Genomic DNA, 26,263 nt, shown 5'->3' with positions numbered 1-26,263 from the left:
TCAGCCCTTCGTGGCTCCGGCGGTCAGGCCGCCCACGATGTACTTCTGCAGGAACAGGAAGAGGATCATGACGGGGATCGCGGCCATGACCGCACCCGCCGAGAACGCCGACCAGTCCGCATATCGCGGGTTCGAGACGAGCTTAGTGAGACCCACGACGAGCGTCTGCTGCTCCGGGTCGATCAGGATGACGCTGGCGATCACGTACTCGTTGACCGTGCCGATGAATGACAGCAGACCGACGACCGCCAGGATCGGGGCGACCAGGCGCAGGATGATCGTGAAGAAGATGCGCGCGTGACCGGCACCGTCGATGCGGGCCGCTTCGTCGAGCTCCTTGGGGATCGTGTTGAAGAACCCGTACATGAGGTAGGTGTTCACACCGAGCGCGCCGCCGAGGTACACGAGGATCAGGCCGGTGTGGGTGTTGAGCCCGATCGCGGGGAACCAGTCCCCCAGGGTCGACATCAGCAGGAAGATCGCGACCACGGCCAACAGCTGCGGGAACATCTGCACGACGACGATCGTGACGAGTCCGACGCGACGACCCGCGAAGCGCATGCGCGAGAACGCATAGGCGGCGCAGGCGCCGATGAAGACCGTGACGAGCCCGGTCACGACGGCGATGAGCAGCGTGTTCAGGAACCACTGCGGATACGGGTTCTGCGGATCCGTGAGGATGCGCACGTAGCTGTCGATGCCGATCGCGGAGAACAGCTGGTTGGAGCCCGTTAGGGTGCCATTCGGGTTCAGGGATGCCGAGAACACGTACAGCAGCGGGAACAGCGCGAAGGCGCTGACCACGATGGCGACGAGGTGGCGCCATCCGGTGTCGGCGAACCAGGCTCCGAAGCTCCGGCGGCGACGCGAGGCGATGTCGGTGCTCATCTCAGTTCAACTCCTCGAGTGCCTTGGTCTTGCGGAAGCTGACGATCGAGATCGTCGCCACCACGATGAAGATCAGGATGGTGAAGGCCGACGCGAGACCGTAGTCGCGCGTCTGTCCGGTGAAGGCGACCTTGTAGACCATCGAGATCAGGATGTCGGTGTGCCCGACGGGGATCGACACGTCGCTGAAGCGCGGCCCGCCGTTCGTGAGCATGTAGATGAGGTTGAAGTTGTTGAAGTTGAACGCGAACGACGAGATCAGCAGCGGTGCGACCGTTACGAGCAGCAACGGCAGCTTGATGCGCCGGAAGATCTGCCACGGGTTGGCGCCGTCCATCACGGCCGCCTCGTTCACGTCCTCCGGGATGCCCTGCAGCGCGCCCATGCACACCAGGAACATGTAGGGGAAGCCGAGCCAGAGGTTGACCAGCAGCACCGACACCTTCGCCAGAGTCGGATCCGTCAGCCACGGGATCTCCGCGCCGCCGAGCAGGACCTGGTTGATGAACCCGAAGCTCTCGTTCATCATTCCGGCCCAGACCAGCGCCGACAGGAAGGCCGGGAACGCGTACGGGAGGATCAGAATGATCCGGTAGCCGTTGCGGAACCGCATCCTGGTGTTGTTGAACACCAGCGCGAGCAGCAGACCGAGGAAGAAGGTCGTCGCGACCGAGATCAGCGCGAACGCGAACGTCCAGATCGTGACGGAGATCAGCGGACCGCGGATGTTCTCGTCGGTGACGGCGCGGACGAAGTTGTCGAAGCCGACGGTGATCTGCCAACCGGGCAGCAGCTCGGTGCCGTCCTGGGCCGTGAACGCACCGGTGCCGATGTCGGAGTAGACCTCGCCGGACTGCGTGTCGACGATCGCGTCGGCGGCATCGTCGTACTCGAGCGTGGAGATGTACAGGTAGCCGCTCTGCCCGTCCGGCGTGCGGATCGCACCGTCGTTGGGGTCCTCGCTGTACGGCACGGAGAGCTGCTCGATCTGCTCGGAGCGCGAGAGTACATCCGCGAACGTCAGCGTGGTCCAGCCGTCGACGCCGACGGCCTTGGCGCCCTCCATGGTCGCGTCGACCTCCTGCAGGGGCTGCTCCTCCGTGCCGACCGATGCCTCGCCCGACTCGGGGTCGGTGACCAGCAGGCCGAGCGTGCCGAACTGCTCGACGACCGTGACAGGGTAGGTCGGCGAGTCCTCGACGCGCTCCTGCGCCGAGGCCAGCAGGGACGAGATCGCCTGATCCTTGCTGCCGTTGTGCCCGGTGCCGTAGTTCGTGAAGCCGATGTACCCGGTGTACAGCAGCGTGAAGACCTGGAACACGACGAGGAAGATGATCCCCGGGGTGAGGTACTTCGCCGGGATGCGCTTGCGCGAGAAGTAGATGTAGTTGACCAGCACCGTGACGGCCACGACGATGCCGAGCACCAGCCACTCCTGATGCGTGAAGAGCACGAACACCGCGTACAGCGCGACGGCGTCGACGATCGCGAGCAGCAAGATCTTCAGCAGCATCCAGCCGAGGTGGCCGGATGCGGCATCGGCGATCTGCGCGGCCTGACGCTGACGCTTGGTGGGCGGCGCGGTGGACTCGTCTGTCTCGACGGTGTCAGTCATGTCTTCCCCGTGGTGAAGCCGTCGGGGCGGACGCCTGGTCCGCCCCGACGGGGTTGCACTTCGTTACTTGATGGCGGCGGTGACGTCGTCGACGAGCTTCTGCCACGTCGCGGTCGGGTCCTCGCCGTTGATGATCGCGGCCTCGGCGACACCCCAGTACTCCCACACCGAGCCCATGGCGGGGATGGCGGGCATCGGGACGGCCTCTTCGCCGACGGCCTGGAAGCCGGCGATGATCGGGTCGGATGCCGCGGCATCCGCTGCCGCCGTCAGAGCCGGCAGGATGTTGCCGGTCTCGAACAGCTCGAGCTGGACGTCCTCCGTGCCGATGTAGTTGACCAGGAAGTCGTTCGCGGCGACCTTGTTCTTCGACTCGGAACTGACGAAGAAGCCCTTCACACCGGCGAACGGCGACGCCACCTCGGCGGTCGGGCTGGGGATCGGGTCGATCGCGACATCGATGCCACCGTCGACGGCCGCGCCGACGTTCCACGGACCGGTCAGCCAGAACGCGGCCGTGCCGTCGAGGAACTGCTGCTTGGCGATCTCGCCGTCGATGTCCGTGTTGAAGTTGCCTGCCGCACCCTGCGCGCCGAGCCACGAGGCGAACGCGAAGCCGCCCTCGCTGCCGAGCTGCAGGTCGGCCGGGTCGTAGCTGCCGGTGTCGTCGGTGCCGAACACCGGAGCGCCGAACGCGGTCTGGAACGGGTACAGGTGGTAGGGGTTGCCCTCGGCACCCTGCTCGACGACGAAGGCGCCCTTGGCGATCATGTCGTCCCAGCTGGTGGCCGGCTCGGGGACGAGCGCCGTGTTGCGCAGGATCGCGATGTTCTCGACCGCGTACGGGAGCATGTACGCGGTGCCCTCGTAGGTGGAGGCCTGGAGTGCGACGGGGAGGTAGTCCTCCGTGGAATCGCCGAGCTCGAGGGGCGCGACCACACCATTGGTGGAGAGCTCGCCGAGCCAGTCGTGCGCGCCCATGGTGATGTCGGGACCCTTGCCGGTCGGGACCTGCTGGATGAAGTCGTCCTTGATGGTGTCGACGTCCTTGGAGACGATCTCGACCTTGACGCCGGTCTTCTCCTCGTACGCCTCGGCGGCTCCGGCCAGCGCGTCGACGCGCTCGGCATCCACCCAGACCGTCAGAGTTCCGGTGCTCTCTTCGCCGGCGCCCTCTTCCGGTGTGCCGCCGCTCGCGCAACCGGCCAGCGTCAGCGTGGAAACCATAGCGATGACGCCTGCGGCGACGATGCCCCTCTTGTTCACCTTCATTGGTGTGTGCCTCTCTGCGTGCTGATGGCCTGCAGGACTGCAAGCGCTTACAGTATGCAACGAGATCACCCTGTTTTGCAACGACTCTGCAGGGTGATACCAACCTGTGACCGACCATTCCGGGGGCTGCGTCCTGTGGAAGCGTTTCCAAGAGTTCCCCGGATCATCAGGATCGCTACACTGCCTGTATGGCTGACAGCTCCTTTGACATCGTCTCCAAGGTCGACCACCAGGAGGCCGAGAACGCCCTCAACCAGGCCCGCAAGGAGGTCGAGCAGCGCTACGACTTCAAGGGCACCGACGCCTCGATCGCGTGGAGCGGCGAGCAGATCCTCATCAAGGCCAACTCCGAGGAGCGCGCGAAGGCCGTCCTGGACGTGTTCCAGTCCAAGCTCATCAAGCGGGGCATCTCGCTGAAGAGCCTCGACGCCGGCGAGCCGTTCGCGAGCGGCAAGGAGTACCGCATCGTCTCCTCTCTGAAGGACGGAATCTCCTCCGAGAACGCGAAGAAGATCAGCAAGATCATCCGCGATGAGGGCCCCAAGGGCGTGAAGAGCCAGATCCAGGGCGACGAGCTGCGCGTGCAGTCCAAGAGCCGTGACGATCTGCAGTCCGTGATCGCATTGCTCAAGGGCTCCGACCTCGACGTCGACCTGCAGTTCATCAACTACCGCTGATACCCCCTCCCCGCAGCCGTCCGATGGGTGGCGTCCCCCGTCGCGCCCGCTGCTCGATCACATACTGATATACGGGTCTCGATCGGCCAAGCTGGTGGGCGGTGCCTCTTCTCACTCGGGGTGGGAAGACTCTCCGGTGGGGAACGAGAGAGGCCTTCGACGCGCGTCGGACCTGGCACCTCCTGTGGCCGGCCGGCGCGTCTGACGTCCGCCGGCCACAGCACACCGGAGTTTGGCATCGGAGAGCCGTTCGTGATGTAGTGGCCCTCCGGGACGCATCGTGGCGGACCGGATCGAAGTACTGGGGGCACGATCGATGATTGGGGAAGCACGACGGATCGGACGCACGAAGCGGCTGCTGGCGGAAGAGGTGTTCCAACAGCTCGGCGCGGCCATCGTCACAGGGGAACTCGCACCGCGCGAACGCATCAGGGACGCGGAGCTCGCCCTGCAGATGCATGTCTCGCGCATGCCGATCCGAGAGGCGCTGCAGCGTCTCGAACGCATCGGACTGGTCCGGATGTACCCGAGCAGGTACACCGAGGTGACTCCCCTCACCGATCAGATCGTCGCCGACTCCCGCGAGTTCGCCGGCTTCCAGGCGGGCTTCGTCGCGCGTCTCGCCGCGGAGCGGATGACCGAGCACGAGCGCGACGTGGCGTCGACCCTCATCGACGAGCTGGACGCCACGATCGACGACCCGACCGCCTATTCACTCGCGCGCAAGGCGCTGTTCGGCCGGCTCTCGGAGTTCGCGCGCAATGCGTTGCAGCACAGCCTGCTGCGTGAGGCGAGCATGGCACTGGCACGCAACCTGCACCACCTCGCTCCGGACGACCGCGCTGCCACGCTGGGACTTCACGCCGAGCTCCGCGAGGCATTGCGCACCGGCGACCCGGATGCTGCTGAGCAGGTCAGCCGCGCGATCCACGGGCTGACGCCGCCCACCCCGTGACCCAGCGGTCCAGCCGGCGGTAGGCGTCCTCGCGCGCGTCGTGGCGCGACAGGAACACGTCATGCAGAGCACCGTCGATGCGTTCGACCGTCACGGACGGTCCGAGCTTGAGCGCGGCCCTCGCGATGTCATCGACCACGAGGACGCTGTCGGCGTGGGTCAGCTCCTCGGACCAGCGGGTCGGCACCGCCGTCCTGGCCGACAGCAGCACGCACACCGGGGCATCGATCGCGAGGCCGGCAGCCACTTTCGCGTGACCGGCGAGGATCGCATGCAGCCAGCCGGTGTGCACCGGCATCGAGTACTCGGGCCGCCAGGCGAGATTCACCTCGACCGGATCATCGGGGTCCGCCGCCTCGGCCTGCGCACGCGTGTAGAAGCCGAGGTCCACCTGCGGCACGGCATCCAGCGGTCGTACCCTGGCACCCCACCCGACCATCGGCGCGATCGCCTGGCGGACCGGACCGAGTTGGAACTCCAGCCACGGCGCGTTGAGGATCACCGCAGCGGCCCTTCCCGGGTGGCGCGTGGCCCACAGGCTCAGGATCAACCCGCCGGTGGAATGCCCGAGCAGCACGAGACGACGCCCGGATGCCGCGCCATCCCTGATCGCATCCAGCGCGGCCGCGATGTCCTCGTCGTAGGCCGTGAGATCCGCGATGTACCCGGGAGTCTGGCCTTCGCGCAGGCTCCGACCGTACTTGCGCAGATCCAGGGCGAAGAACCGAGCTCCGCGGCCGGCCCAGAACCGTGCCAGGCGCTTCTGGAAGAAGTAGTCGGACCAGCCGTGGATGTACAGCACGTCGACGTCGGCCAGATCCCTGGTCGGCACGGGCACGGGCCTGCCGCGCAGCCGCTGCACGAGCCGGTCCCAGCCGGTGGGCTCCGGTTGCGGCGGCGTCGGCAGCGCGCGCACCAGGGTTGCCACGACGTCGCCCTCGGCATCCGACCCGAGCGGCAGAGTCAGCTGCTCGAACTCGTCGCCGAGGATGTCGGGCGTCCACGCAGTCATGTGCCCAATGCGGTCATGTTAGCCGCGACGAGCGGAGCCACCGCCATCAGATCGTCCATGGATCGCCCCGGCGCGGAGACGCGCACCCAGTCATCACCGACGACGATGTCGATGAACGGCAGATCATCGTAGTACTCCTCCTCACCGGAGTACGCGGCATCGGCACCCTCGATATCGACTGCGGAGCGTCCGGTCGGCAACTCAGCCGCCCAGCGACCGGCCGGCAGCGTCGTCAGCGTGAGGTAGTGCTCGCCGTCGTACGCACCGGGCGTTTCGAGATAGAGGCAGGCTCGAGCGCCGCCCTGCTTCCAGTAGACAGCTGCCGGGATGCCCCAACCGCCGAACTCCGAGTGGAGCTGCGCCGGGACGTCCCACGTCGATGCGAGTGTCTCCGGCGCGAGCAACTGATCGCACGCGGCGCCAGCGATCGGGCTGGGCGCGACCTCGACGGGCTCTACCGTTTCGGCAGCCTGCGCAGCGAGTCCGACGAGCGCCGCGCGAACGGGCTCCAGATCGCCCTCGGTGATCTCGGGGCCGAGAACCGTCGCCTCCACGAGGATGTCTCCGTCGCGGACGAGGACCGCGCAGCGCCCGTCATCGCACCGGGGCGCCAGGTCCCCGTCGGTGTACCCATTGGCGGCCAGGTCATCAAGGACGTCCTGCGCGCCGGTGCTCGCCGTGATCTGCCATGATGTCTCGCCGTCGTCGTACGCGCACACCGCGCCGCCGGCTCGGGCGAACATGTATTGCGCAGGCCCCGGATACCAGCTCGGAGACTCCTTCAGCCACAGGTGCTCGGCGACGGGCGCCGACGGGGTGCCGAAGAGCTCCGTCATCGCGAACACCACGTCGTCGCAGGACAGATCGAACGCCGCTTGCGGCGCGCCTGCGGGCGCCGCGGTCGGGGTCGGGGTCGACGTATCGACGGCGTCGGGTGTCCGATCCGACGGAGACGGAGTCGCGGCCGGAGCGCAACCGGCCGCAACGACGAGCACAACAGCGAGCATCGGAACCCACCACTTACGTCGGAGCATGACGCCAGACTAAGCCACGAGACGGCATAGACGCGGGAGCCCGGTCACGCCTGCGGCGGCGGGCCCACGCGTCCTCGCCGCATGCATGACCGAAGCAGGTCAGTCGCGGGAGATCTGCACCATCTCGTCGCGATCGACGACCTTGATGCGGGCGCGGCCGTGCGGGGCACCCAGCGCGATCTCGTGCTGGTCGAGGCGGTGCCAGCCGTCGAGGTCCGTCCATGCGACGTTCCGCGAGGCGAGCAGAGCCGGGATGGCGTCCTCGGACGGGTCCTCCGGCTGCCACCACGACCCCTGGTCGTTCACGAGGTGCTGGACGGTCTCCATGGCGTCGGACTTCGTGTGACCGATCAGGCCGACGGGGCCGCGCTTGATCCATCCGGTGGCGTAGACGCCGGGAACGCGCTCGTTCGAATCCTTCGCGAGCACCTGGCCCTCGTGGTTGGGGATCACGCCGTGCTTCTTGTCGAACGGCACGTCCTTCAGGGGCGAGCCGAAGTAGCCGATGGCGCGGTACAGCTGGCCGATCGCGATCTCGCGCATCTCACCCGTGCCCTGCACACCGCCGGAGCCGTCCGGCTGGGTGCGCTCGTAGACGATCGCGGAGACGCGGCCATCGGCATCCTTCCTGATCTCCACCGGACGCGCCCAGAAGTGCAGGTGCAACCGGCGGGATGCCTCGCCGCCGGCGTTGTTCGCCCCCGGCCGGGTGCGCCACTGCTGCAGGACGCGATCGATGACCTTGACCTGCTTATTGCTCTCGACCGCGGCCTTGGATGCCTCGTCGTAGTCGAAGTCCTCGTCGTACACGACCATGTCGACGTCGCGCAGCTCGCCCAGTTCGCGCAGCTCGAGCGGCGTGAACTTGACCTGTGCGGGACCGCGACGGCCGAAGACGTGGACGTCTGTGACCTTGGACGCCTCGAGACCGGCGTGCACGTTGTCGGGGATCTCGGTGGGCAGCAGGTCCTCGGCGTGCTTGGCGAGGATGCGCGCCACGTCGAGCGCGACGTTGCCGTTGCCGAGGACAGCGACGGATTCGGCATCCAGTGTCCACTCGCGCGGGACGTCGGGGTGCCCGTCGAACCAGCTCACGAAGTCGGCGGCCCCGAAGGAGCCCGTGGCGTCGACGCCGGGGATGTCCAGGCTCGTGTCGCGGATCGCGCCAGTGGCGAAGATCACCGCGTTGTAGTGCTTCTTGAGGTCGGCGAGCGTGATGTCCTCGCCGAAGCGGACGTTGCCGAAGACCCGGATATCGCCGCGATCGAGCACGTCGCGCAGGGCACCGATGACACCCTTGATGCGTGGGTGATCCGGTGCGACGCCGTAGCGGACGAGACCGTACGGCGCGGGGAGCTGTTCGAACAGATCGATCGACACGTCGAAGGACCGCTCGGTCTTCAGCAGGATGTCCGCGGCGTAGATGCCTGCGGGGCCTGCCCCGACGATGGCCAGCCTGAGCTTGGTCATGATTCCCTTTCGGATGCTGCTGCGACCGGCGAGCGTCAGCTGCTGCGGTCGGCGAGGGTTTCGGCGAAACGCGTCAGCGCCTCGCGCACGGTGCCCTTCGGGAGCGGAGCGAGCACGGCGACCGCGTCGCTCGTCCACGCACGGGCGAGTTCGAGAGTCTGCTGCGTCACGGGGTGGTCGCGCAGTTCGGCCAGGGGCTCATCGAGGATGCCGGGGTCGACGCCTTCCGCGATGCGGGCGACGCCGTCGTCGATGCGGGCCGCGAGAGCCTGCGCCTCGGCGTCCTCGCGTGCCTTCAGGAGGAGGTAGGGCATCGTCGGGACTCCGGCGCGGAGGTCGGTACCCGGTACCTTGCCGGTGTCCTCCGGCTTGGCCGACAGATCGATCACGTCGTCGATGAGCTGGAAGGCGACGCCGACCTTCTCGCCGTACACCCGCAACGGCTCGTGGTACTCCTCCGGCGCGTTCGAGAACAGCGCACCGGCCTGGGTCGCGGCCGCGATCAGCGAACCGGTCTTGTCAGCGAGCACCTGGATGTAGAACTCGATCGGGTCGTCGCCCGGCTGCGCGCCGACGGTCTCGTGCAGCTGTCCGAGGACCAGGCGCTCGAACGTGTCGGCCTGCAGACGGATGGCACGATCGCCATAGCGCGACATGAGCTGGCTGGCCCGGGAGAAGAGGATGTCGCCGGTGAGGATCGCGACGCTGTTGCCCCACACCGCATGCGCGGCGGGGACGCCGCGGCGGCGGTCGGCGCCGTCCATGACGTCGTCGTGATAGAGCGAGCCGAGGTGCGTCATCTCCAGCGCTTTGGCGATGTCGATGACGGCCGTGGTGTTGCCGTCGCCGAGCTGCGCGGTCAACAGCGTCAGCACCGGACGAACGCGCTTGCCGCCCGCTTCGAGGAGGTAGCGGCTCGCGGCATCCGCCACGGAGTCCGCGACGCGGAGGTCGACGGCGAGGCCCTCTTCGACCAGTTCGAGGCCGTCTTCGATCTCCCGCGCGACGCGCCGGGCCGCAGGGCCGATGAAGACGCGGTCGCTGAAGCCGAGTCGGCTCGCCAGGCGCGAACCCGGAGCGATGGGGCTCGAAGTCACGTGAGTCAGCCTACCCGTACCGTCTGGGTCGCTCGGTCAGGAGGACGCGGATTCGGAGGTGGATCCGGAGGTGGATCCGGCGGCCGGTGCGGCCGTGGTCGCGCGCCGTCGGCGGCTCTTCGCTGCAGGGGCGGCGGGCTTGGTCGCGCGGTGCAGCGCGACGATGCCGAGGCTGAGATCGCGGTGGGCGACGTCGATCCAGCCCGCCTCGCGGATCCACGCGGCGAGCGCCTTCTGGTCGGGCCAGTCGCGGATCGACTCGTTCAGGTAGTCGTACGCCTCGCTGTTCGTCCCCGCCAGGCGGGCGACACGAGGAAGGATCTGCGCGTTGTAGAAGCGGTACAGCACGCGGAACAGCGGGTTCGGCGGCGTCGAGAATTCGTTGATGAGCAGTCGCCCACCGGGTTTGGTCACCCGGTGGAGCTCGCGCAGCGCCTTCTTCGGATCCTGCACGTTGCGCAGACTGTAGGACATCGTGACGGCGTCGAACTCGGCATCCTCGAACGGCAGGTCCGTGGCGTCGGCCTCGACGAACGACAGATTCGGCAGGTGCCCGTGGCGCCGACGCCCCTCGGCGAGCATCCCGGGCGAGAAGTCGGCCGCGACGACGTCGGCTCCGCTGCGGGCGAGAGATGCCGACGAGGACGCCGTCCCCGCACCGAGGTCGAGGATGCGCTCGCCCGGCTTCGGCCCGACCGCACGCGTGGACGCAGCGCGCCACAGTGCATCATTGCCGAACGTCATGACGACGTTCGTGCGGTCGTACCCGGCCGCGACCTGATCGAACATGCCGCTGACGCGGGACGGGTCCTTGCCGAGGTCGGCGCGGTTGGGCTCAGTCACGGTTCCAGTCTATGGCGGGGCGCCGTTCCGAACGGCTCAGCGGTCGAGACCGAGGGCGACGAGGCGGTCGAGCCAGGCGTCCGCCGTCGCGTCGTCGAACGGCGCCTCCTGCCGGCGCACGCGATCCTCGAGATCGAAGGTCAGCGCCTCCAGATGCGCCATGACGTCCGCGGGATATCCGAACCGCGCGCTGTGCTCGGCCCACTCGTCGCGGTCGTCGACATACGTGCCCTGCTCGTCGGTGCGCCGGATCACGTCGAGGTCCATGTCGATCGCGGAGGCGAGCAGCGGGCCGTACCAGCGGACATCCCAGGCGATGTCGATGTAGATGCGCAGATCGCGCGGGTGGTCGCGGTTCACCGTGAGCGCGTAGTCCGCGGAACCGGCCTGCAGCGTGACCTTGTTGCGCTGACCCACATGGTCGACCGCCGGGATCAGGGTGACGTTCGGCACGTCCGCGTCGAAAGCCGCGCCAGGGCGCGAGCTGTGGAACCCGATGGGCTGGCCGATCCAGTCGCCCCAGGCATCCGCTCCGAGGTAGACGCACTCGTGCCGCCAGTGCGGCGAACCGTCCCACTTGCGCCACTGGAAGATCATCTCGGTGCCGGGTTCGGGGCGCTCGCTCATCCTGCCAGCCTATGCGGCGGCGCAGGCCGCGCCCGGGACACCTTCGCGACGGTCATATCCTGGAGGGGTGAGCAACAGCCTGGTCGTGCAGACCCGTGAGATCGAACCGGTCGAGGATCTGCTGGCCTACGCCGACCCCGAGGCTCCGCTCGCGTGGTTGCGCCGCGGCGACGGCTTCGTCGCGGCGGGATCCGGTGTCGCCGCGGTGATCCGGGTAGCAGCCGGCGAGGGTTCTTCCCGCGCGGCGATCGCCGCCGAGTCCTGGCGTCGCCTCTGCGCGGACGCCGAGATCGACGACACCGTGAAGCTGCCCGGATCCGGTCTCGTGGCCTTCGGCGCTCTCACTTTCGACGAGGACTCCGCCGCCGACAGCATCCTCGTCGTACCGTCGGTCATCGTCGGCAAGCGCAACGGCCGCAGCTGGATCACCCGCATCGGCGACGCGGCACCGCTCGCCGAACGCGAGTACGGACCGCACTGGGCCGGGACGGTCGGCCCCGGCGCGCAGACCCCCGAGGGCTACCAGGCATCGGTCGGCGCTGCCCTGGAGCGCATCGGCGCCGGCGAGCTCAGCAAGGTCGTCCTCGCCCGCGATCTCGCGGGCACGATCCCTGCAGGCTCCGATCTGCGCCGCCTCGTCCGCGCGCTGTCGACCGGCTACCCCGACACCTGGACGTTCGCCGTCGACGGCCTCATCGGCGCCAGCCCGGAGACCCTCGTGACCGCGCAGCAGGGCACGGTCACCGCCCGCGTGCTGGCCGGGACGATAGGGCGCGGTGCGGATCCGGACGCGGATACGGTCGCCTCGGCAGCCCTCGCTTCAAGCACCAAGGATCTCGACGAACACCAGTACGCGGTGCAGAGCCTGCTGGTGGCGCTGCGCCCGCACGTGCGGGCGCTCGCGGCGAGCGAGCAGCCCTTCCTGCTGAAGCTGCCGAATCTCTTCCACCTCGCGACCGACGTCGAGGGCGAGCTGTCCGACGGAGAGTCCGCCCTGGATCTCGTCGGCGCGCTGCACCCGACCGCTGCCGTCGCGGGGACCCCGACCGACGTCGCGATCGCCGCCATCCGCGAGCTCGAGCCCTTCGACCGTGGCCGTTACGCGGGGCCCGTCGGGTGGGTGGATGCCGCGGGCGACGGAGAGTGGGCGATCGCGCTGCGCTGCGCGCAGTTCGACACGGATGCCGACGCGGATGCCCCGATCGCCGTCACCGCGTACGCGGGTGCCGGAATCGTCGCCGGGAGCGACCCCGAGACCGAGCTGCTCGAGACCCGGGTGAAGTTCCGGCCGCTCGTCGACGCTCTGGCCTAGGCGGGTCGCCGTCCATAACTCCTCATGAATGCCCGGACTCCGGCTGGATCTCGGCCGTTTGGCGGCGCGAACCCATCGATTCTGAGGAGTTGTGAACCGCCGGCGCGTCGCTCAGCTCGCGGCGAGGCGCTTCTTCTCGGCTTCCACGTCGAAGTCGGCGACCGGCCATTGCGGGTCGGTGTCCTGCAGGGCCGAGATCAGCAGCTCCTGCACCGCGAGTCGCGCGTACCACTTGTGGTCTGCCGGGACGACATACCAGGGCGCGGCATCGGTCGAGGTCCGCTCGAACACGGTCTGGTAGGCGGCCATGTAGTCCGGCCACAGCAGCCGCTCGTCGACGTCTCCGGGGTTGTATTTCCAGTGCTTGTCCGGACGTTCGAGCCGCTCCATGAGCCGCTCCTTCTGCTCCTCCGGGGAGATGTGCAGCATGACCTTGATGATGCGCGTCCCCGATGCCGCGACGCGCGACTCGAACGCGTTGATCGCGTCGTAGCGGCGTTCGATCTCGGCGGCATCCGCGAGGGATCGCACCTTCCCGATCAGCACGTCCTCGTAGTGCGAGCGGTCGAAGACGCCGATGTAGCCGGGCGAGGGAAGCCGCTTCTCGACCCGCCGGAGGAAGTCCTGCGCACGCTCCTCGTCGGTCGGCGCCTTGAAGGCGGCGAGCTCGACCCCCTGGGGGTCGACGCCGCCGACCACGTGCCGGACGATCCCGCCCTTTCCGGCAGAGTCCATCGCCTGCAGCACGAGCAGCACGGCGTGACGCGTCTCGTCCACTCGGCTCTGCGCCCACAGCCGCTCCTGCAGCTCACCGAGTTCCTGCACGCGGTGCGCGAGATCCTTGGCAGCGCGATGCTTGTCGCCGTCATAGCCCGGCGTGCTGTCCGCCTCGAGCCTCTCCAGGCGGAATCCGCTGTCCACGCGAAGGATCTCGGATGCGTCGGCGTGCCAGCCGTGTGTGCTCATGCGCCCATCCTGCCCGACCGCGGCGTCGCGGGCGAGGCTCAGCGCTCGAGCGGAACCTCGATGAGCTGGCGTCCGCCCGCAGGAGCCGTGAGCACCTGGTCCAGGACGGCCCGCGTCGTGACGCGCTGATACTCCCAGCCGTATGCGCGTGCGAGGTGTTCGAAGCCGACGGTGTGCGGTGTGTAGAAGGCGCGGTCGAGATCCTCGACGGGTGCCTGCGTGGCGACCTCGAGCGAGTCGAAGATCGTTCCTCCGCGGTCGTTGCCGACGATCACCTGAAGCCGCGGCTCGCGTTCGTCGGGCGGGAGCAGCAGTGCACCGACGTCGTGCAGGAAGGTCAGGTCGCCGAGCAGGACGCGCGTGGTGCCGGCCGGGCCGCCGGTCTGACTCGCGATCGCGATGCCCATCGCCGTCGCGATGGTCCCGTCGATGCCGGCGAGTCCACGGTTGGCGTGCACGGGTACCTTCTTGCCCGGCAGCACCGCGTCCGCGGCGCGCACGAGTCGGGACGACCCGAACACGAGCCGGTCGTGCGGCCACGTCGCGCGCCAGACGGCATCCGCGAGCAGCGTCCGATCCAGCGGACGGCGGACGGCGGCGAGCTCGGTGGCGACCGCCTCGCGTCGGACGGCCGGGTCCGTCGACAGCAGGCCTTCGGCATCCGGCGCCGGGTCGGTCAGGTCGACGGATGCCGCGGCCGATGCTGCGCGCCAGGAGCCGAGCCAGGCACGATCGGGCTCGCCCTCCGCCACGACGACGGATGCCACGGGTGTCGTGCGCCCGTTGAGGTCCAGCGCCTCTCCGCCCGATCGAACGGCGATGATCTCGATGTCGGTGCGGCGAAGCAGCGCCGTCGCCTCGCGGCTGAGGGTCGGGTGGCCGAACACGATCACGCGCTGGACGCGTCCGCCGAGGGCGTCGTCCCGCAGAAGTCCGCGGTAACCGTGGACGAGATCGCGCCCGAAGCGCGCGCCGCTGACGATCTCGGCGACCAGTGGCCAGCCGCCCGCATGCGCGACGGCCTCGGCGTCGGGCCCGGCGTCGGCACCGGCGAGGACGAGCGTCCGTGGCCCGTGCTGCACGGTCAGCGGCGTCATCGGGGCCGCGGCCGGCACCGGCCCCGGCATCGCGATGGCCGACGACGAGAGCGCGGCGGACAGCGGCTCCCTCGAGGGGAGGTTCAGGTGTACGGGACCGGCGACGCCCACGATGGGCGCCGCGGTCGGCCGGATGACGACCTCTTCGGACGGAGCCGTCTCCGCGCCGAGCGCGACCGCCACGGCGCGTTCGCCGAGCGCCGTCCAGTCGAAGTCGCCATCGTCCCCCGGCACCGGCGCGTCGATGCTGAGCCGAGCGAACGGGGCGAACAGTCCGGGTTGGACGGTGGCCTGATTCGCACCGACTCCGCGCAGTTCCGGCGGACGGTCCGCCGTCAGCAGCAGAAGCGGGACACCGGCGTGGAACGCCTCCATCGTGGCGGGCAGCAGGTTCGCGACCGCCGTGCCCGAGGTGCACACCACGGCGACCGGGACGCGCTGCTCGCGTGCGATGCCCAGGGCCGTGAAACCCGCGACGCGTTCATCGATCCGCACGTGCACGCGCAGCGAGCCCTGCCGGGCGAAGTGCGTCGCGGCGAGCGCGAGAGCCTGAGAACGGGACCCCGGTGACAGCACGACGTCGCGGACGCCGTGGCCGATGAGCGACGCGAACAGGCGAGCCGCGGCATCCGTGGCCGGAGAGGCCGTCACGACCGCGGTTCCGCCGGGCCGTCGTTCTCGTCGTCCAGGCGGGCGAGCTCTTCCTCGAGACGACGGATGCGGTCGTCCTGCTCCGTCTTGCTGATACTGCGCAGGAACTCAGGGTCGTCGTCCGGTGCGACCGAGCGGGGTGCGCCCTTGCCGCCGGCGCGGAAGCGGCCGATCGTGAACCAGAGGATGCCGCCGATGACGGGGATCAGGACCACGATCGCGATCCACACGCCCTTGGACACGCCGCGGTGCCGCGTCGCCGGCTGCACCGCGCAGTCGACGATGCTGAACACCCAGAAGACGAGGGCCAGCAGGCCTCCGATGAACAACAGTCGAACCACGCCCTCAGTCTAGGCCGGTTGCCTGCCTGTCGGGCCCATACGGGACGCGCCGGTCGTCGGCGCCCCCGCTGTAGCCTGTCGCGCGCCGATCGGTCAAGGCTGTTCCCCCTGCCGGACGCGCAGAGCAGACTGCTCGGAGAACACGATCGGGTCGGCCGATCGCTGCAGGATCGGAGATCACCGTGTCGCTCACCGCCATCGCTCCCGCCGTCGGGCTCCCGTTCTCGGATCGCGGTCCGCTCAGCGCCGCCGTCCTCCGGCATCTCAGCGGTGACGCCCAGGCCGGCGACCATCGACGGTTGGCGGACGAGGCGCTCGCACGCACGGAGGATGTCATCCGCGACGACGACATCCAGCTCGCGCTCTTCGCCCTCTACGCCTCGGCGTACGGCTCGATCGAGGCGTTCTCACCGGAGACGGAATGGGATCCGGAGCTGATCGGCACCCGCCGGATGCTGGAGGAGCGATTCGAACAGGCCCTCCGCGCACAGATCCCGCAGCCCGATCTGCCGGAACCGACCGCCGATGCCGTCGCGCGCTCGCTGTTCGCGCTGACCGCGGCCGACGCAGGTCCCAGCGTGTCAAGGCACCTCGCCAGGACCGCGACGCTGGACCAGGCCAGAGAGTTCTTCATCCAGCGCTCCGTCTACACGCTGCGCGAAGCGGATCCGCATTCCTGGGCCATCCCGCGACTGCAAGGGCGCGCGAAGGCCGCACTCGTCGAGATCCAGACGGACGAATACGGCGGCGGGCGGCCCGATCGCGTGCACGCGACGATCTTCGCGGCATCCATGCGCGGCGTCGGGCTGGACGACACCTACGCAGCGTACGTCGATGACGTGCCGGCGATCACGCTCGCCGCGCTCAACATGATGTCGATGTTCGGACTCAACCGGCGCCTGCTCGGAGCCATCGTGGGTCACCTCGCCGCGTTCGAGATGACGTCGTCGATCCCGAGCCGCATGTATGCGGACGGATTGCGCCGACTCGGCTTCGGAGAACACGTGACCGACTACTTCGACGAGCACGTCGAAGCGGACGCGGTGCACGAGCAGATCGCCGCACGGGACCTGGCCGGAGGTCTCGCCGAGGACCGCCCGGATCTGCTCCCGGACATCATGTTCGGCGCGATCGCCTGTCTGACGGTCGAGGGCTGGTTCGGCGAGCATCTGCTGGATGCCTGGACGCGAGGCGAATCGTCGCTGCGGACGGCGGCCGGATCATGACCGGCGAACGCGCGACCATCACGCCCTACCCCGACGGTCCGCTGCTCGTCCGCGGGGACGTCGACCTGAGGACGCCCGACGGCGAACCCGTGCAGCGCAACCGCCGCACGGTCGCCCTGTGCCGATGCGGGTTGTCCATGATCAAGCCGTTCTGCGACGGGACGCACAAAGCGGCCGGCTTCCGCACGGAGGGTGACTGATCGCCGGCCGTGCGGGGCGGCGCCTGCGCGCCGCCCCGCACTCCGACCTCACACGCTGCGGCGTCGTCGGGTCATGGCCGCCGCGCCGGCGACCAGCAGCAGGAGCGCCGTCACGGCGAGCCCCAGCGGCAGCGCGCCACCGGTGCGCGGCAGCTCGTTGACGCCCGGCGTCCCCGGCTGGGCGGGGTCGACGCCACCGGCGGTGTCCGGAGCGGGCTGGTCGGGCGACGTCGGGTCCACCGGATCCACCGGATCCACCGGATCCACCGGATCCACCAGGTCCCGCACGATCACCCCGGCATCCCACGTCGGATCGATTCCCTCGGTCGCGCGGACCTCTCCCCACGGGTAGTCGTGGGTGAGTCGCGTGTTGTCCGCGCCGAGCACGATCGTCGCGGTCAGACCGGTCGCCGGATCCGCATCGGAGTCGACGGCATCCTCATCCCCGGCATCCGCCACGGTGAAGCCGTAGACCTGCTTCTGCTCGTCCGTGAGGGTGAACTTCACCCGGTACTCCCCCGCCGGCAGCTCATCGAACATGTAGCGGCCGCGGTCGTCGGTCGTGGTCGTGCCGATCACCTGGCCGTCGCGGAACAGCTCCACGGTCACGCCGGGCAGCACCTGCTCGGCATCATCCTGGATGCCGTCCTTGTCGGCGTCGATCCAGACGACGTCGCCGATGGCGTACGACCGCTCGGGCTCCACCGTCGCACCGGGCGTGTTGAACAGCACCACATCCTCCGACGCCCCGTCCTCGCCCACGACGATTCGGCGCAGCTCGGTCGCCCTCTCGTATCCCGCCGGAGCGACGTCCTCGCGCAGCCAGTACTCACCGGGTTCGGCGACGACAGGCGTCTTCCCTTCGGCCGTGATGATCTTGCCCTCGGTGACGCGCAGATCGCTCAGCACGACCGTGCTCCGGTCCGCCGCGAGCACCGAGAACCGGGCACCGGCATCCGTGATCAGGGTGGCCGCGTTCGTGCTGTCGCGCTTGAGCAGGCTGAGCGGATAGTCGTTCGTCGGGGTGATCGTCGCGCCGGTGGATCCGATCACGTTCGTGATGCCCACGTTCGGCTCGTGGTCGACGATGCGCACCTTGAAGTGCAGCGCGGTCGTCGCGCCGGGCGTCACCGGCCCGCGTTCGACCGTGACGGTCTCGGCATCGGCATCGTACGAAGCGACGAGCTTCGAGCCGGGGATCGCATACGTCGTCCCCGCCGTGATCTCCCCCGTCGCGACATCGTCCGCCGCCACGAAGCCGACGAACTCGACGCCTTCGGGAAGGTGATCGACGACGTCCTCGACCATGTGCGCGAACGTGCCGTGCGGCATCAGCGCGACGCGGTAGACGAACTCGTCCTGCAGCAGTGCGCCGTCGGCATCCGTGCCGACGCGGAGGTTCGACGTGAACGTGCCGGTCGCCGCGTCGTACACGCGCTTGCGCACCTCCATCTCGTTGCCGAAGCTCGTGGCCGTCGTGCTGGAGCTCGAAGTGAAGACGATCTCCTGGTCGGCGCCCTCGTAGCGTGCCGAGTTCACGACGTCCAGCGTCTGCTTGCCCTGCAGCACGTGCGTGGGCAGCGAGAGCGTGATGTTCCACGTCCCCGTGTACGGCGCCACAGCCGTCGCACCCCACGAGGCTGCCTTCGGGAAGGCCGCGTTGGGCGCGATCACGAGGTCGCCGGCGTCGTCGATCGACAGGTCGAACGTGTCGCCGTCCAGCGGATAGTTCCAGTCGTACATGCCTGTCAGCGACGCCTTGATCTGCGGGAGGGTCTTCTCCGTGACGTCGAACACGTCATGATCGATGTCGTCGATGATGCGCGAGTTCGCGGCATCCCCGACGCCCTGGCCGATCGTGAAGGTATACGGGATCGACGCCGATGTTCCGGAGCTGACCGTGACGGTGCCGCCCTTGGTCGTCTTCGCGAACCTGCTCGGGTCGTCGATGCCGCCGGTGGTGTCCTTCGGGACCGTGATGGTCGTCGAGGCGCCCTTCGCCTCGTAGCGGCCCTCGGCGTAGACGAAGTAGGCCGTGTTGTCGACTCGATACTGGGTCGCATACTGCGTGTCGGACGACGGCCACGCGGTCAGCGATCGGATGGTCGCCTTCGCCGTGAGGGTGTAGCTCTTGGCGGTGTCCCTGCCGATGTTCACGTAGATCGTCTGCCCGGAGACGACGTAGGTGTTGATGTACGCGTCCGCCGCGATCGCGTTCTCGGCGTTGCCGGACAGACCGGACGCCGGGGCGAGGACGATCTCGTCACCGTCCTGATCGGTCAGTCGGAGGAAGCCCGAGTCGTCGATGTTCCAGGTCGCCTGGTCGGCCAGGGTGTCGCGGATGACGACGTTGCGGTTCAGCGCGAACGGCCCGTCCGCGAACTCGGCGAACACGGTCAGGTCGGCGCCGAGCGTGTACGTGACCGGGATGCCGTCAGGCAGCGTCGCACCGGCGGCGAGCTGCTCGTCGAGCGCCACAGCCGTCGGGTCGACGTGCTTGCTGAAGGCGCGGCCGGTCGCCGGGCGCTCCTGGCCCTTCACCGAGCCGGTGATGGTCGTGGTGGCCGAGCGCTTCTCGCCGTTGATGTCGGCCGCATTGGTCAACGTGATCGTATAGCTGCCGCCGTCGACCTCGTCGATCGCGTCGTACGCTGCCTGGAGTTCGTCCCGCACGGCGGCGAGCGCTGCGGCATCCGCGATGCGCGCCTTGTACGTGAACGTGTAGACCGAGTTGGCCTCGGCGGCGAAGGTGTGCTCGAAGGTCGTGCCCGAGATGGCGGGCAGGCCGTCGATGGCCGTGGTGACCGGGTTGAGGTCGTTCACGTCGCGGACGACCTTGGAGCCGGCGAGCGAGCCGTCGACGAATGCGAGATGTGCGCCGAGCGTGTCGGCGAGCACGACCTCACGGGCCTGCTCGCTCGAGATGGTCACGGTGTACGGGAGCTCGATGTCCAGCACGCTCTCGTCCAGGACCACCCTGCCGTCCACGACCGTGTGCGGGATCGACACCCATGAGACCGACTTGTTCGCGGCGGTCGCAGTGTCGCGCGGCGAGTCGCCCTCGTCGGTCACGATCACGGTCTGCTTCGTCTGCTCGCCGTCGACCTCCCAGACGAGGTCGCGCACCTCGGACTGCTCGACGACGTCGACGGTGAACCGCAGATCGAGGACACCCTGGTTGACATCCGCCGGGAACGGGTCCTTGAACGTCACGACCAGGCGCCCCGCATCGTTCATCGCGAGCGACTCGACCGCCGTGTTGCCCGCAGGCACCACGAGCGCAGGATCCGGGATCGTGATCCCCTCCGGAAGGGCGATCTCGACCACCGCTCCGTCGTCCATGCTCCCGTAGCCGATCTGCAGGTCGTACGTCCCGCCTTCGGTCAGCACCGGCATCCCGTCGTGCTCGCTTCCGGATCCGACCGGGAACAGCGTGACCTTGCCGCCCGCAGCGAACGCCGGAGTGCTGAGGCCTCCGACGGCGAGCAGAGCGACCAGGATCCCGGCCAGCCAGTGCATGAAAGTGCGCGCGCGCGGGCGCGCCGAATCGTCCTTGGACATTTCTCCCCTTGTCCCCAACGCACGCCACCACAGCGCACGAACACACAGAAAGGCGCGTGAGATTCACACGCGCCTTCGCGACGATGCCGCCCTTCGCGGCACCCAGAGCGACGGACCTTCGGGTGGCCCGTCACTGATGAGACGTCGTCACCGTCGATTCATTACGCGATTCGGCAGGTGTGTTTCCCTGCGGCGCTCGGACAGCACTGTCAAGGGCCTCGCTGGAGCGGTGTTCGCGACTCAGGCTCGGACGGACCGAGACGAAGGAGGACCGATGAAAGCGCTCACCTGGCAGGGAACCCGACGGGTCGCCGTGAAGGATGTTCCGGATCCGACGATCCAGGAGCCGACCGACGCGATCGTGCGCATCACGTCCACGGCGATCTGCGGTTCGGACCTGCACCTGTACGAACTGCTCGGGCCGTTCCTCGATCGCGGTGACATCCTCGGACACGAGGCGATGGGAGTGGTCGTCGAGGTCGGGTCCGAGGTCACCCAGCTGGCGGTCGGCGATCGCATCGTCGTGCCGTTCAACATCGCGTGCGGCCACTGCTTCATGTGCCGCAACGGCCTGCAGTCCCAGTGCGAGACGACACAGGTGACGGAGTACGGCAGCGGCGCGGCCCTGTTCGGCTACACGAAGCTGTACGGTCAGGTCCCCGGAGGCCAGGCCGAACTGCTGCGCGTCCCGCTCGCCGACTACAACCACATCCGCGTCGGCGGGGCGCTGCCGGACGAGCGCTACCTCTTCCTCAGCGACATCCTGCCGACCGCGTGGCAGGCCGTCGAGTACGCCAGGGTGCCCGAAGACGGGATGCTGGCCGTCCTCGGACTCGGCCCGGTCGGCCAGCTCGCCGCGCGGATCGGCGTGTACCGCGGCCATCGCGTCGTCGCGATCGACCCCGTCCCCGAGCGCCGAGCCATGGCAGAGCGGCATGGGGTCCTCGCCTACGACCTCACCGACACGGTCATCGACGAGCTCCGCGATGCGGCGGACGGTCGAGGTCCGGACTCGGTCATCGATGCGGTCGGCATGGAGGCCCACGGCCACCGCGGCGTCGCAGCCGTCCAGCGCGCGACCGGGCTGCTCCCGGACGGCATCGCCCGCGGAGTGATGCAGAAGGCCGGCATCGACCGCCTCGGAGCGCTGTACGGCGCGATCGACCTCGTCCGCCGCGGCGGGACCGTCTCGCTCAGCGGTGTGTACGCCGGCGACGCCGACCTGCTGCCGATGAAGACGATCTTCGACAAGCAGCTCACGATCCGTGCCGGTCAGTGCAACGTCAAGCGGTGGATCGACGACCTCATGCCGCTCGTCGAGGATCCCCACGATCCGCTCGGCGTGATGGATCTCGCGACGCATCATGCGCCGCTCGAGAACGCCCCGATGCTCTACTCGACGTTCCAGCGCAAAGAGGAGGGCTGCATCAAGGTCGTCCTGCATCCGGGAATGTCCGCATGATCGGACACCCCGCTGTCTGGACGCGACGGCGGGAGTCGAACCCGCAGCGCCCTCAGGTATGAGCCGGGGCCCGGTCCAACCGGATCGCCGCGATGCGATCGACGTTACCCGGCCGTGACCTCTCCGGCGAGATCCGGAAGCTGGGATAACCCTATGAGTCAGTGGATGACGCGGGATGACGAGGCGCAGGCGGCTCGGCATCCAGCGCCCGCAGCACGCGGACGAGTGACTCGCGCAGTTCCGAGCGCGCCGGCTCAGCGAGGTCCGTGACGAACTCCACGCCCTCGGGGATGTACAGCATCCCGTACAGCGCCTCGCGCCAGTCCGCGCCGCCGACGGGCCAGCGCGTGCGGTCGCGGCCCTCGGCGGTCGCTCCCTGCGCCCAGGCGCCGAAGTACTCCTCCATCCGCGCGAGGGGCACGTCCATGACGACGTCCGCCTCGACTTTCTGCGGCGACCAGGACGCCGCCACCAGGATGCGCTCGGCGACCTCCTCCTCCGTGATGTCGCGGCGGGCGAACAGCACCCGGGTGTGCTGGACGCTCTCGATGCGATCCACTCGGAACGTTCGCCAGTCGTCACGGTCGAGGTCCCAGCACAGCAGGTACCACTTGCGTCCGGCGGGCGACAGCACGTGCGGTTCGACGCGTCGGATGCTCTGCGCACCCTGCCCGTCGGTGTAGCGCAGGCGCACGCGCTCGCTGTCGCGCGATGCGAGTGCGAGCTCTCCCAGCACCACAGGGGACACGGCCGGTCCCTCGCCGATGCGCGCCGGCTGCACGGCCGCGGCGAGCGCGTTCACCCGCCGTCGCAGGGCCGGGGGGAGCACCTGTTCGAGCTTCGCGAGCGCCGTCAGCGTCACCTCGGCACCGCCGACGAGCTGCTGCGATGCCGCCGCGCGAAGCCCGATCGCCATCGTGACGGCCTCGTCGTCCGTGAGCAGCAGCGGAGGCACCGCGCTGCCGGCTTCCAGTCGGTACCCACCGGCGGCTCCCGGTGCCGATTCCACGCGGTACCCCAGCTCGCGCAGGCGATCGACGTCGCGTCGCACGGTGCGTTCGGTGACCTCGAGCCGCCGGGCCAGCTCGGCGCCGGACCAATGGCGGTGCGTCTGCAGCAGACTCAGCAGCGCGAGAGCGCGCGACGTGGTGTCGGTCATGTGCTCAAGGCTGTCAGATGATGCGGACACTATCTGTCCGCATGCGCGCGCGATGCCCCGGCCATCACGACGTGGCACAGCCCGGCGCCGACGGCTTCGCCGATCGGCGCCGGGCCATCCGGTGCGGATCCGGATACCGACTCAGTACAGGTTCCGCCACTGCGACGGCGTCCACGCCAGCACGGCGTAGATCTGCGTCATCGCAGCCTGCTCCAGCAGTTGGGTGTGCTCGCCATCGAAGACGAACAGCCCGGTGGCGGGGTCGCGCTGCTCGGCCCAGACACGGTCGGCGTAGTCCTGCATGGCCGAGCGGTAGGTGGTGCCGCCGATCTCCGACTCGAGCAGAAGCAGGTTCTTGAAGAAGATCGAGTTGAAGAAGGCGGGCTGGTCATCCAGACGCCCCTCCGTCACGTAATAGCGGTAGGCGGCATCGGCGATGCGCTCGGCCTCTGCGAGGTAGCGCTCGTCGCCCGTGGCCTGGTACAGGAGCACGTTCACCCCGACGGGGACGCCCTGGTTGTACGACCACACGGTCGGCTCGATGGTTCCCGCAAGGTCGACATGATCCGAATACAGTCCGTCGGGGCGCTGCAGGTTCTCGTTGGTCCAGTCGTACATGCGCAGGGACCAGTCCAGGTAGTACTGCTCGCCGGTGATCTGGTAGAGCCGGAGGCCCAGTTGCGCGCCGGGCATGTTCGACACGGTATTGCGGTCACTGCTCCACGGCGCCTGCGTCCAGAAGACGCCGCCCGGGTTCGGGTGCGTCGGATCGGTGTCCCAGCCCGAGACGACCAGGGCGAAGATCTCCTCCGCGCGCGACAGCGCTGCTTCGTCGCCGTCGGTGAGGAAGCGCTGCACGTCGAGGAGACCCACCCACTCGTTGTCGTCGTAGAAGTAGTCGCCGCCCTCGCCATACTCGCCGACGGGGTAGGACGCGTAGCCAGGGAGTCCCGTCGCTCCACCGTCCGCATCCCAGTAGTGCTCCTGAGCAGCGGCCGCGACGACGAGCGCCTCGTCGTACTGGCGACCGTGGATGCCTGGTTGATTGGCGAGGTCGGCGATCGCGATATGCGCCTGCGAGAAGGGCCACTCGAACGCGTAGGGACGATCCTCTGCTTCGACGGGGATCTGCTCGCGATACAGGCCGCTTCCGTCGTCGACCAGGAAGGCCGTCTGCATCGCGGCGAACGCCTCCTGCGCCCGGCCGGAGTTCTCCTGCCTGCGGTTCGCGTTCTCCGCCGCGGCCGAGTGCGCCGCCGGGTGGATCGTGGTCGCGGCGGCTGACGAGGCCGCCGGAACGAAGAGGGCAGCGAGTGCGGCGGCCGCGATGGTGGTCGACACTGCGCGTTTCATTGGATCTCCTTCGATACCGTGAGTCCCGCGGCATCATCGCCGAGGGCGTACGCGCTTAACGAAAAACTATTGAGTAATTCTTGTCAACGATCGGTCCTCGCACTCGACGCGTTCCGGTGCGGCATCCGTCCCGGGAACCCGCACAGGTGCGCCGCCTAGACTTGACGGGTGAAGATCCCGCCGCTCCTCGTGTACTCCGTGCTGCGCCTGCTGGCGTTCGTCGTTCCGCTCGCGATCATGTGGCTGTTCTTCCCGATCCTGCGCGAGTACTGGTGGCTCACCGCGATCTTCGCCGCGTTGATCGGCGCGAGCATCTCTTTCCTGTTCCTCCGGGGGCCCCTGACGGACGCGTCCGCCGACATCCACGCACGACGCTCGACCAGTCGCACGCGACCGAACACGGCCGCAGAGGATGCCGCGGCCGAAGACGCCGCGACCGACTGACGGGTCGCCCGACCTCGCGTCAGCCGACGAAGGCCCAGTACAGCGCGCCGGCAAAGAGCAGCGCGGTCAGCGACGTGAGACCGAGCGCGATCACGAGCTCACTCGCCTTGCGGTACGTCCAGACGATCGCCAGTGCCGGAAGGCCCGCCAGAAGCGCGAGCAGCGCCAGCCAGGCGATCGGGTACAGCAGGGCGATGAAGCTCGAGATCAGGAAAGGCACGATGAGGAAGATCGTGTACAGCACCTGTGTCGCCCGCCTGCCGATCAGCACGGTGAGCGTGCGCTTGCCTGCGACACGATCCTGATCGATGTCGCGCAGGTTGTTGGCGAGCAGCACGCCGCACGCGAACAGCCCTGCCGCGATCGCCCCGAGCCACGCCTCCTGCGGCAACGCGAAAGCCTGCACCCAGGTGGTGCCGAGCGTGGCGACGAGGCCGAAGAACACGAAGACGAAGACCTCGCCGAGCCCGAAGTACCCGTAGGGGCGCTTGCCACCGGTGTAGAACCATGCCGCGATGATGCTCACGGCACCGACCGCCAGCATCCACCACTGCTGCGTGCGGACGACGATCGCGAGCCCGGCGACCGCGGCGAGCGCGAAGAAAACGAGAGCGACGATCAGCACGTTCTTCGCCGAGACGCGGCCGGATGCCGTGAGCCGAGCAGGCCCGACCCGATGCGCGTCGGTGCCGCGGATGCCGTCCGAGTAGTCGTTCGCGAAGTTCACACCGACCTGCAGCAGGACCGCGACCGCGAGGCAGGCGAGCGCGATGACCCAGTGCAGATTCGGATCGACGATCTGCGCGGCTCCTGTGCCGATCACGACGGGAGCGATCGCGAGCGGCAGCGTGCGGAGCCGCGCGGCGCCGACCCAATCCCGAAAGGTCACCGGGGGTGCCTCGACGATGGGTCGCTTGGCCGGGTTGCCGCTGGTACGGGGACGCTTCTTGGAAGATCGCTTGCTGGATGCCACGGGGGAATCATAGTGGCCGCGCTGATGC

The 26,263-nt window shown here is 68.6% G+C and carries 23 protein-coding genes and 1 tRNA gene; 7 read left to right on the top strand and 17 right to left on the bottom strand.

Translation table 11 applies throughout. From position 1 onward, the window contains the following. The 3 genes from OED01_RS03310 to OED01_RS03300 form a co-directional block, all read right to left on the bottom strand. Positions 1-888 carry a sugar ABC transporter permease gene (locus OED01_RS03310; RefSeq protein WP_264156978.1) on the bottom strand — a complete coding sequence of 296 codons (888 nt, stop codon included), beginning with the start codon at positions 886-888 and terminating at the stop codon, positions 1-3. A 1-nt stretch (position 889) separates the two neighbouring features. Beyond that, positions 890-2,503: an ABC transporter permease subunit gene (locus OED01_RS03305; RefSeq protein ID WP_264156977.1), complete on the bottom strand. Its 1,614-nt coding sequence runs from the start codon at positions 2,501-2,503 to the stop codon at positions 890-892. Positions 2,504-2,566: 63 nt separating this feature from the next. After that, positions 2,567-3,775 (bottom strand): sugar ABC transporter substrate-binding protein, encoded by a 1,209-nt coding sequence (locus tag OED01_RS03300; RefSeq protein WP_264156976.1) that lies wholly within the window; start codon positions 3,773-3,775, stop codon positions 2,567-2,569. A gap of 188 nt (positions 3,776-3,963) precedes the next feature. On the opposite strand from OED01_RS03300, the gene OED01_RS03295 reads away from it, so the two are divergent. Both OED01_RS03295 and OED01_RS03290 read left to right on the top strand, forming a co-directional pair. Further along, complete coding sequence (locus OED01_RS03295) at positions 3,964-4,452, top strand: YajQ family cyclic di-GMP-binding protein (RefSeq protein WP_264156975.1); 489 nt, start codon at positions 3,964-3,966, stop codon at positions 4,450-4,452. Positions 4,453-4,768: 316 nt separating this feature from the next. Then, positions 4,769-5,407, top strand: coding sequence for a GntR family transcriptional regulator (locus tag OED01_RS03290; RefSeq protein ID WP_264156974.1), 639 nt, complete (start codon positions 4,769-4,771; stop codon positions 5,405-5,407). On the opposite strand, the gene OED01_RS03285 is transcribed toward OED01_RS03290, so the two are convergent. The 6 genes from OED01_RS03285 to OED01_RS03260 all read right to left on the bottom strand — a co-directional run bounded on the left by OED01_RS03285 (position 5,367) and on the right by OED01_RS03260 (position 11,490). Then, on the bottom strand, positions 5,367-6,419 hold the full coding sequence (locus tag OED01_RS03285) for an alpha/beta hydrolase (protein ID WP_264156973.1): 1,053 nt from the start codon (positions 6,417-6,419) through the stop codon (positions 5,367-5,369). The two genes, OED01_RS03290 and OED01_RS03285, sit on opposite strands and share 41 nt — an antisense overlap. Beyond that, on the bottom strand, positions 6,416-7,453 hold the full coding sequence (locus OED01_RS03280) for a hypothetical protein (RefSeq protein WP_264156972.1): 1,038 nt from the start codon (positions 7,451-7,453) through the stop codon (positions 6,416-6,418). The genes OED01_RS03285 and OED01_RS03280 overlap by 4 nt, the downstream gene beginning before the upstream one ends. Before the next feature lie 99 nt (positions 7,454-7,552). Further along, positions 7,553-8,923 carry an FAD-dependent oxidoreductase gene (locus OED01_RS03275; RefSeq protein ID WP_264156971.1) on the bottom strand — a complete coding sequence of 457 codons (1,371 nt, stop codon included), beginning with the start codon at positions 8,921-8,923 and terminating at the stop codon, positions 7,553-7,555. Between the two features lie 35 nt (positions 8,924-8,958). Next, positions 8,959-10,020, bottom strand: a complete 1,062-nt coding sequence (locus tag OED01_RS03270; RefSeq protein WP_264156970.1) for a polyprenyl synthetase family protein — start codon at positions 10,018-10,020, stop codon at positions 8,959-8,961. A 36-nt stretch (positions 10,021-10,056) separates the two neighbouring features. Next, positions 10,057-10,863, bottom strand: coding sequence for a class I SAM-dependent methyltransferase (locus OED01_RS03265; protein ID WP_264156969.1), 807 nt, complete (start codon positions 10,861-10,863; stop codon positions 10,057-10,059). Between the two features lie 36 nt (positions 10,864-10,899). After that, positions 10,900-11,490, bottom strand: coding sequence for a YgaC family protein (locus OED01_RS03260; RefSeq protein WP_264156968.1), 591 nt, complete (start codon positions 11,488-11,490; stop codon positions 10,900-10,902). Positions 11,491-11,557: 67 nt separating this feature from the next. On the opposite strand from OED01_RS03260, the gene OED01_RS03255 reads away from it, so the two are divergent. Further along, a complete protein-coding gene (locus tag OED01_RS03255) occupies positions 11,558-12,802 on the top strand; it encodes an isochorismate synthase (RefSeq protein ID WP_264156967.1) in 1,245 nt (414 codons plus the stop codon). A 111-nt stretch (positions 12,803-12,913) separates the two neighbouring features. Here OED01_RS03255 and OED01_RS03250 read toward each other — a convergent pair whose 3' ends face one another. Genes OED01_RS03250 through OED01_RS03240 form a run of 3 tightly spaced genes read right to left on the bottom strand, consistent with a single transcriptional unit; the run spans position 12,914 to position 15,857 of the window. Further along, on the bottom strand, positions 12,914-13,768 hold the full coding sequence (locus OED01_RS03250; RefSeq protein WP_264156966.1) for a PPK2 family polyphosphate kinase: 855 nt from the start codon (positions 13,766-13,768) through the stop codon (positions 12,914-12,916). A gap of 38 nt (positions 13,769-13,806) precedes the next feature. Then, complete coding sequence (gene menD / locus OED01_RS03245) at positions 13,807-15,516, bottom strand: 2-succinyl-5-enolpyruvyl-6-hydroxy-3-cyclohexene-1-carboxylic-acid synthase (RefSeq protein WP_264156965.1); 1,710 nt, start codon at positions 15,514-15,516, stop codon at positions 13,807-13,809. After that, positions 15,513-15,857: a PLD nuclease N-terminal domain-containing protein gene (locus OED01_RS03240; protein WP_264156964.1), complete on the bottom strand. Its 345-nt coding sequence runs from the start codon at positions 15,855-15,857 to the stop codon at positions 15,513-15,515. The genes menD and OED01_RS03240 overlap by 4 nt, the downstream gene beginning before the upstream one ends. A gap of 182 nt (positions 15,858-16,039) precedes the next feature. On the opposite strand from OED01_RS03240, the gene OED01_RS03235 reads away from it, so the two are divergent. Both OED01_RS03235 and OED01_RS03230 read left to right on the top strand, forming a co-directional pair. Then, positions 16,040-17,083, top strand: coding sequence for an iron-containing redox enzyme family protein (locus OED01_RS03235; RefSeq protein ID WP_264156963.1), 1,044 nt, complete (start codon positions 16,040-16,042; stop codon positions 17,081-17,083). After that, on the top strand, positions 17,080-17,283 hold the full coding sequence (locus OED01_RS03230; RefSeq protein WP_264156962.1) for a CDGSH iron-sulfur domain-containing protein: 204 nt from the start codon (positions 17,080-17,082) through the stop codon (positions 17,281-17,283). The genes OED01_RS03235 and OED01_RS03230 overlap by 4 nt, the downstream gene beginning before the upstream one ends. Before the next feature lie 48 nt (positions 17,284-17,331). On the opposite strand, the gene OED01_RS03225 is transcribed toward OED01_RS03230, so the two are convergent. Further along, complete coding sequence (locus OED01_RS03225) at positions 17,332-20,844, bottom strand: SdrD B-like domain-containing protein (RefSeq protein WP_264156961.1); 3,513 nt, start codon at positions 20,842-20,844, stop codon at positions 17,332-17,334. A gap of 274 nt (positions 20,845-21,118) precedes the next feature. Between OED01_RS03225 and OED01_RS03220 the strand changes: the two genes are divergently transcribed. Next, entirely contained in the window at positions 21,119-22,306 is a 1,188-nt protein-coding gene (locus tag OED01_RS03220) for an alcohol dehydrogenase catalytic domain-containing protein (RefSeq protein ID WP_264156960.1), read from the top strand. Between the two features lie 17 nt (positions 22,307-22,323). Here OED01_RS03220 and OED01_RS03215 read toward each other — a convergent pair. The 3 genes from OED01_RS03215 to OED01_RS03205 all read right to left on the bottom strand — a co-directional run bounded on the left by OED01_RS03215 (position 22,324) and on the right by OED01_RS03205 (position 24,818). Next, positions 22,324-22,398 (bottom strand) — tRNA-Met (locus tag OED01_RS03215). A gap of 59 nt (positions 22,399-22,457) precedes the next feature. After that, positions 22,458-23,465, bottom strand: coding sequence for a helix-turn-helix transcriptional regulator (locus OED01_RS03210; protein ID WP_264156959.1), 1,008 nt, complete (start codon positions 23,463-23,465; stop codon positions 22,458-22,460). A gap of 141 nt (positions 23,466-23,606) precedes the next feature. After that, entirely contained in the window at positions 23,607-24,818 is a 1,212-nt protein-coding gene (locus OED01_RS03205; RefSeq protein WP_264156958.1) for a glycoside hydrolase family 76 protein, read from the bottom strand. Between the two features lie 168 nt (positions 24,819-24,986). Here OED01_RS03205 and OED01_RS03200 point away from each other — a divergent pair, with 168 nt between their 5' ends. Further along, a complete protein-coding gene (locus OED01_RS03200) occupies positions 24,987-25,262 on the top strand; it encodes a DUF4229 domain-containing protein (RefSeq protein ID WP_264156957.1) in 276 nt (91 codons plus the stop codon). Positions 25,263-25,281: 19 nt separating this feature from the next. On the opposite strand, the gene OED01_RS03195 is transcribed toward OED01_RS03200, so the two are convergent. Beyond that, positions 25,282-26,235, bottom strand: coding sequence for a 1,4-dihydroxy-2-naphthoate polyprenyltransferase (locus tag OED01_RS03195; RefSeq protein ID WP_264156956.1), 954 nt, complete (start codon positions 26,233-26,235; stop codon positions 25,282-25,284). Positions 26,236-26,263 lie beyond the last annotated feature (28 nt).

It is taken from the genome of Microbacterium sp. M28 (genome assembly GCF_025836995.1).
Taxonomy (GTDB): Bacteria; Actinomycetota; Actinomycetes; order Actinomycetales; family Microbacteriaceae; genus Microbacterium.
The sequence above is the reverse complement of the archived record's forward strand: the minus strand, read 5'-3'. Positions and strand labels throughout refer to the sequence as shown.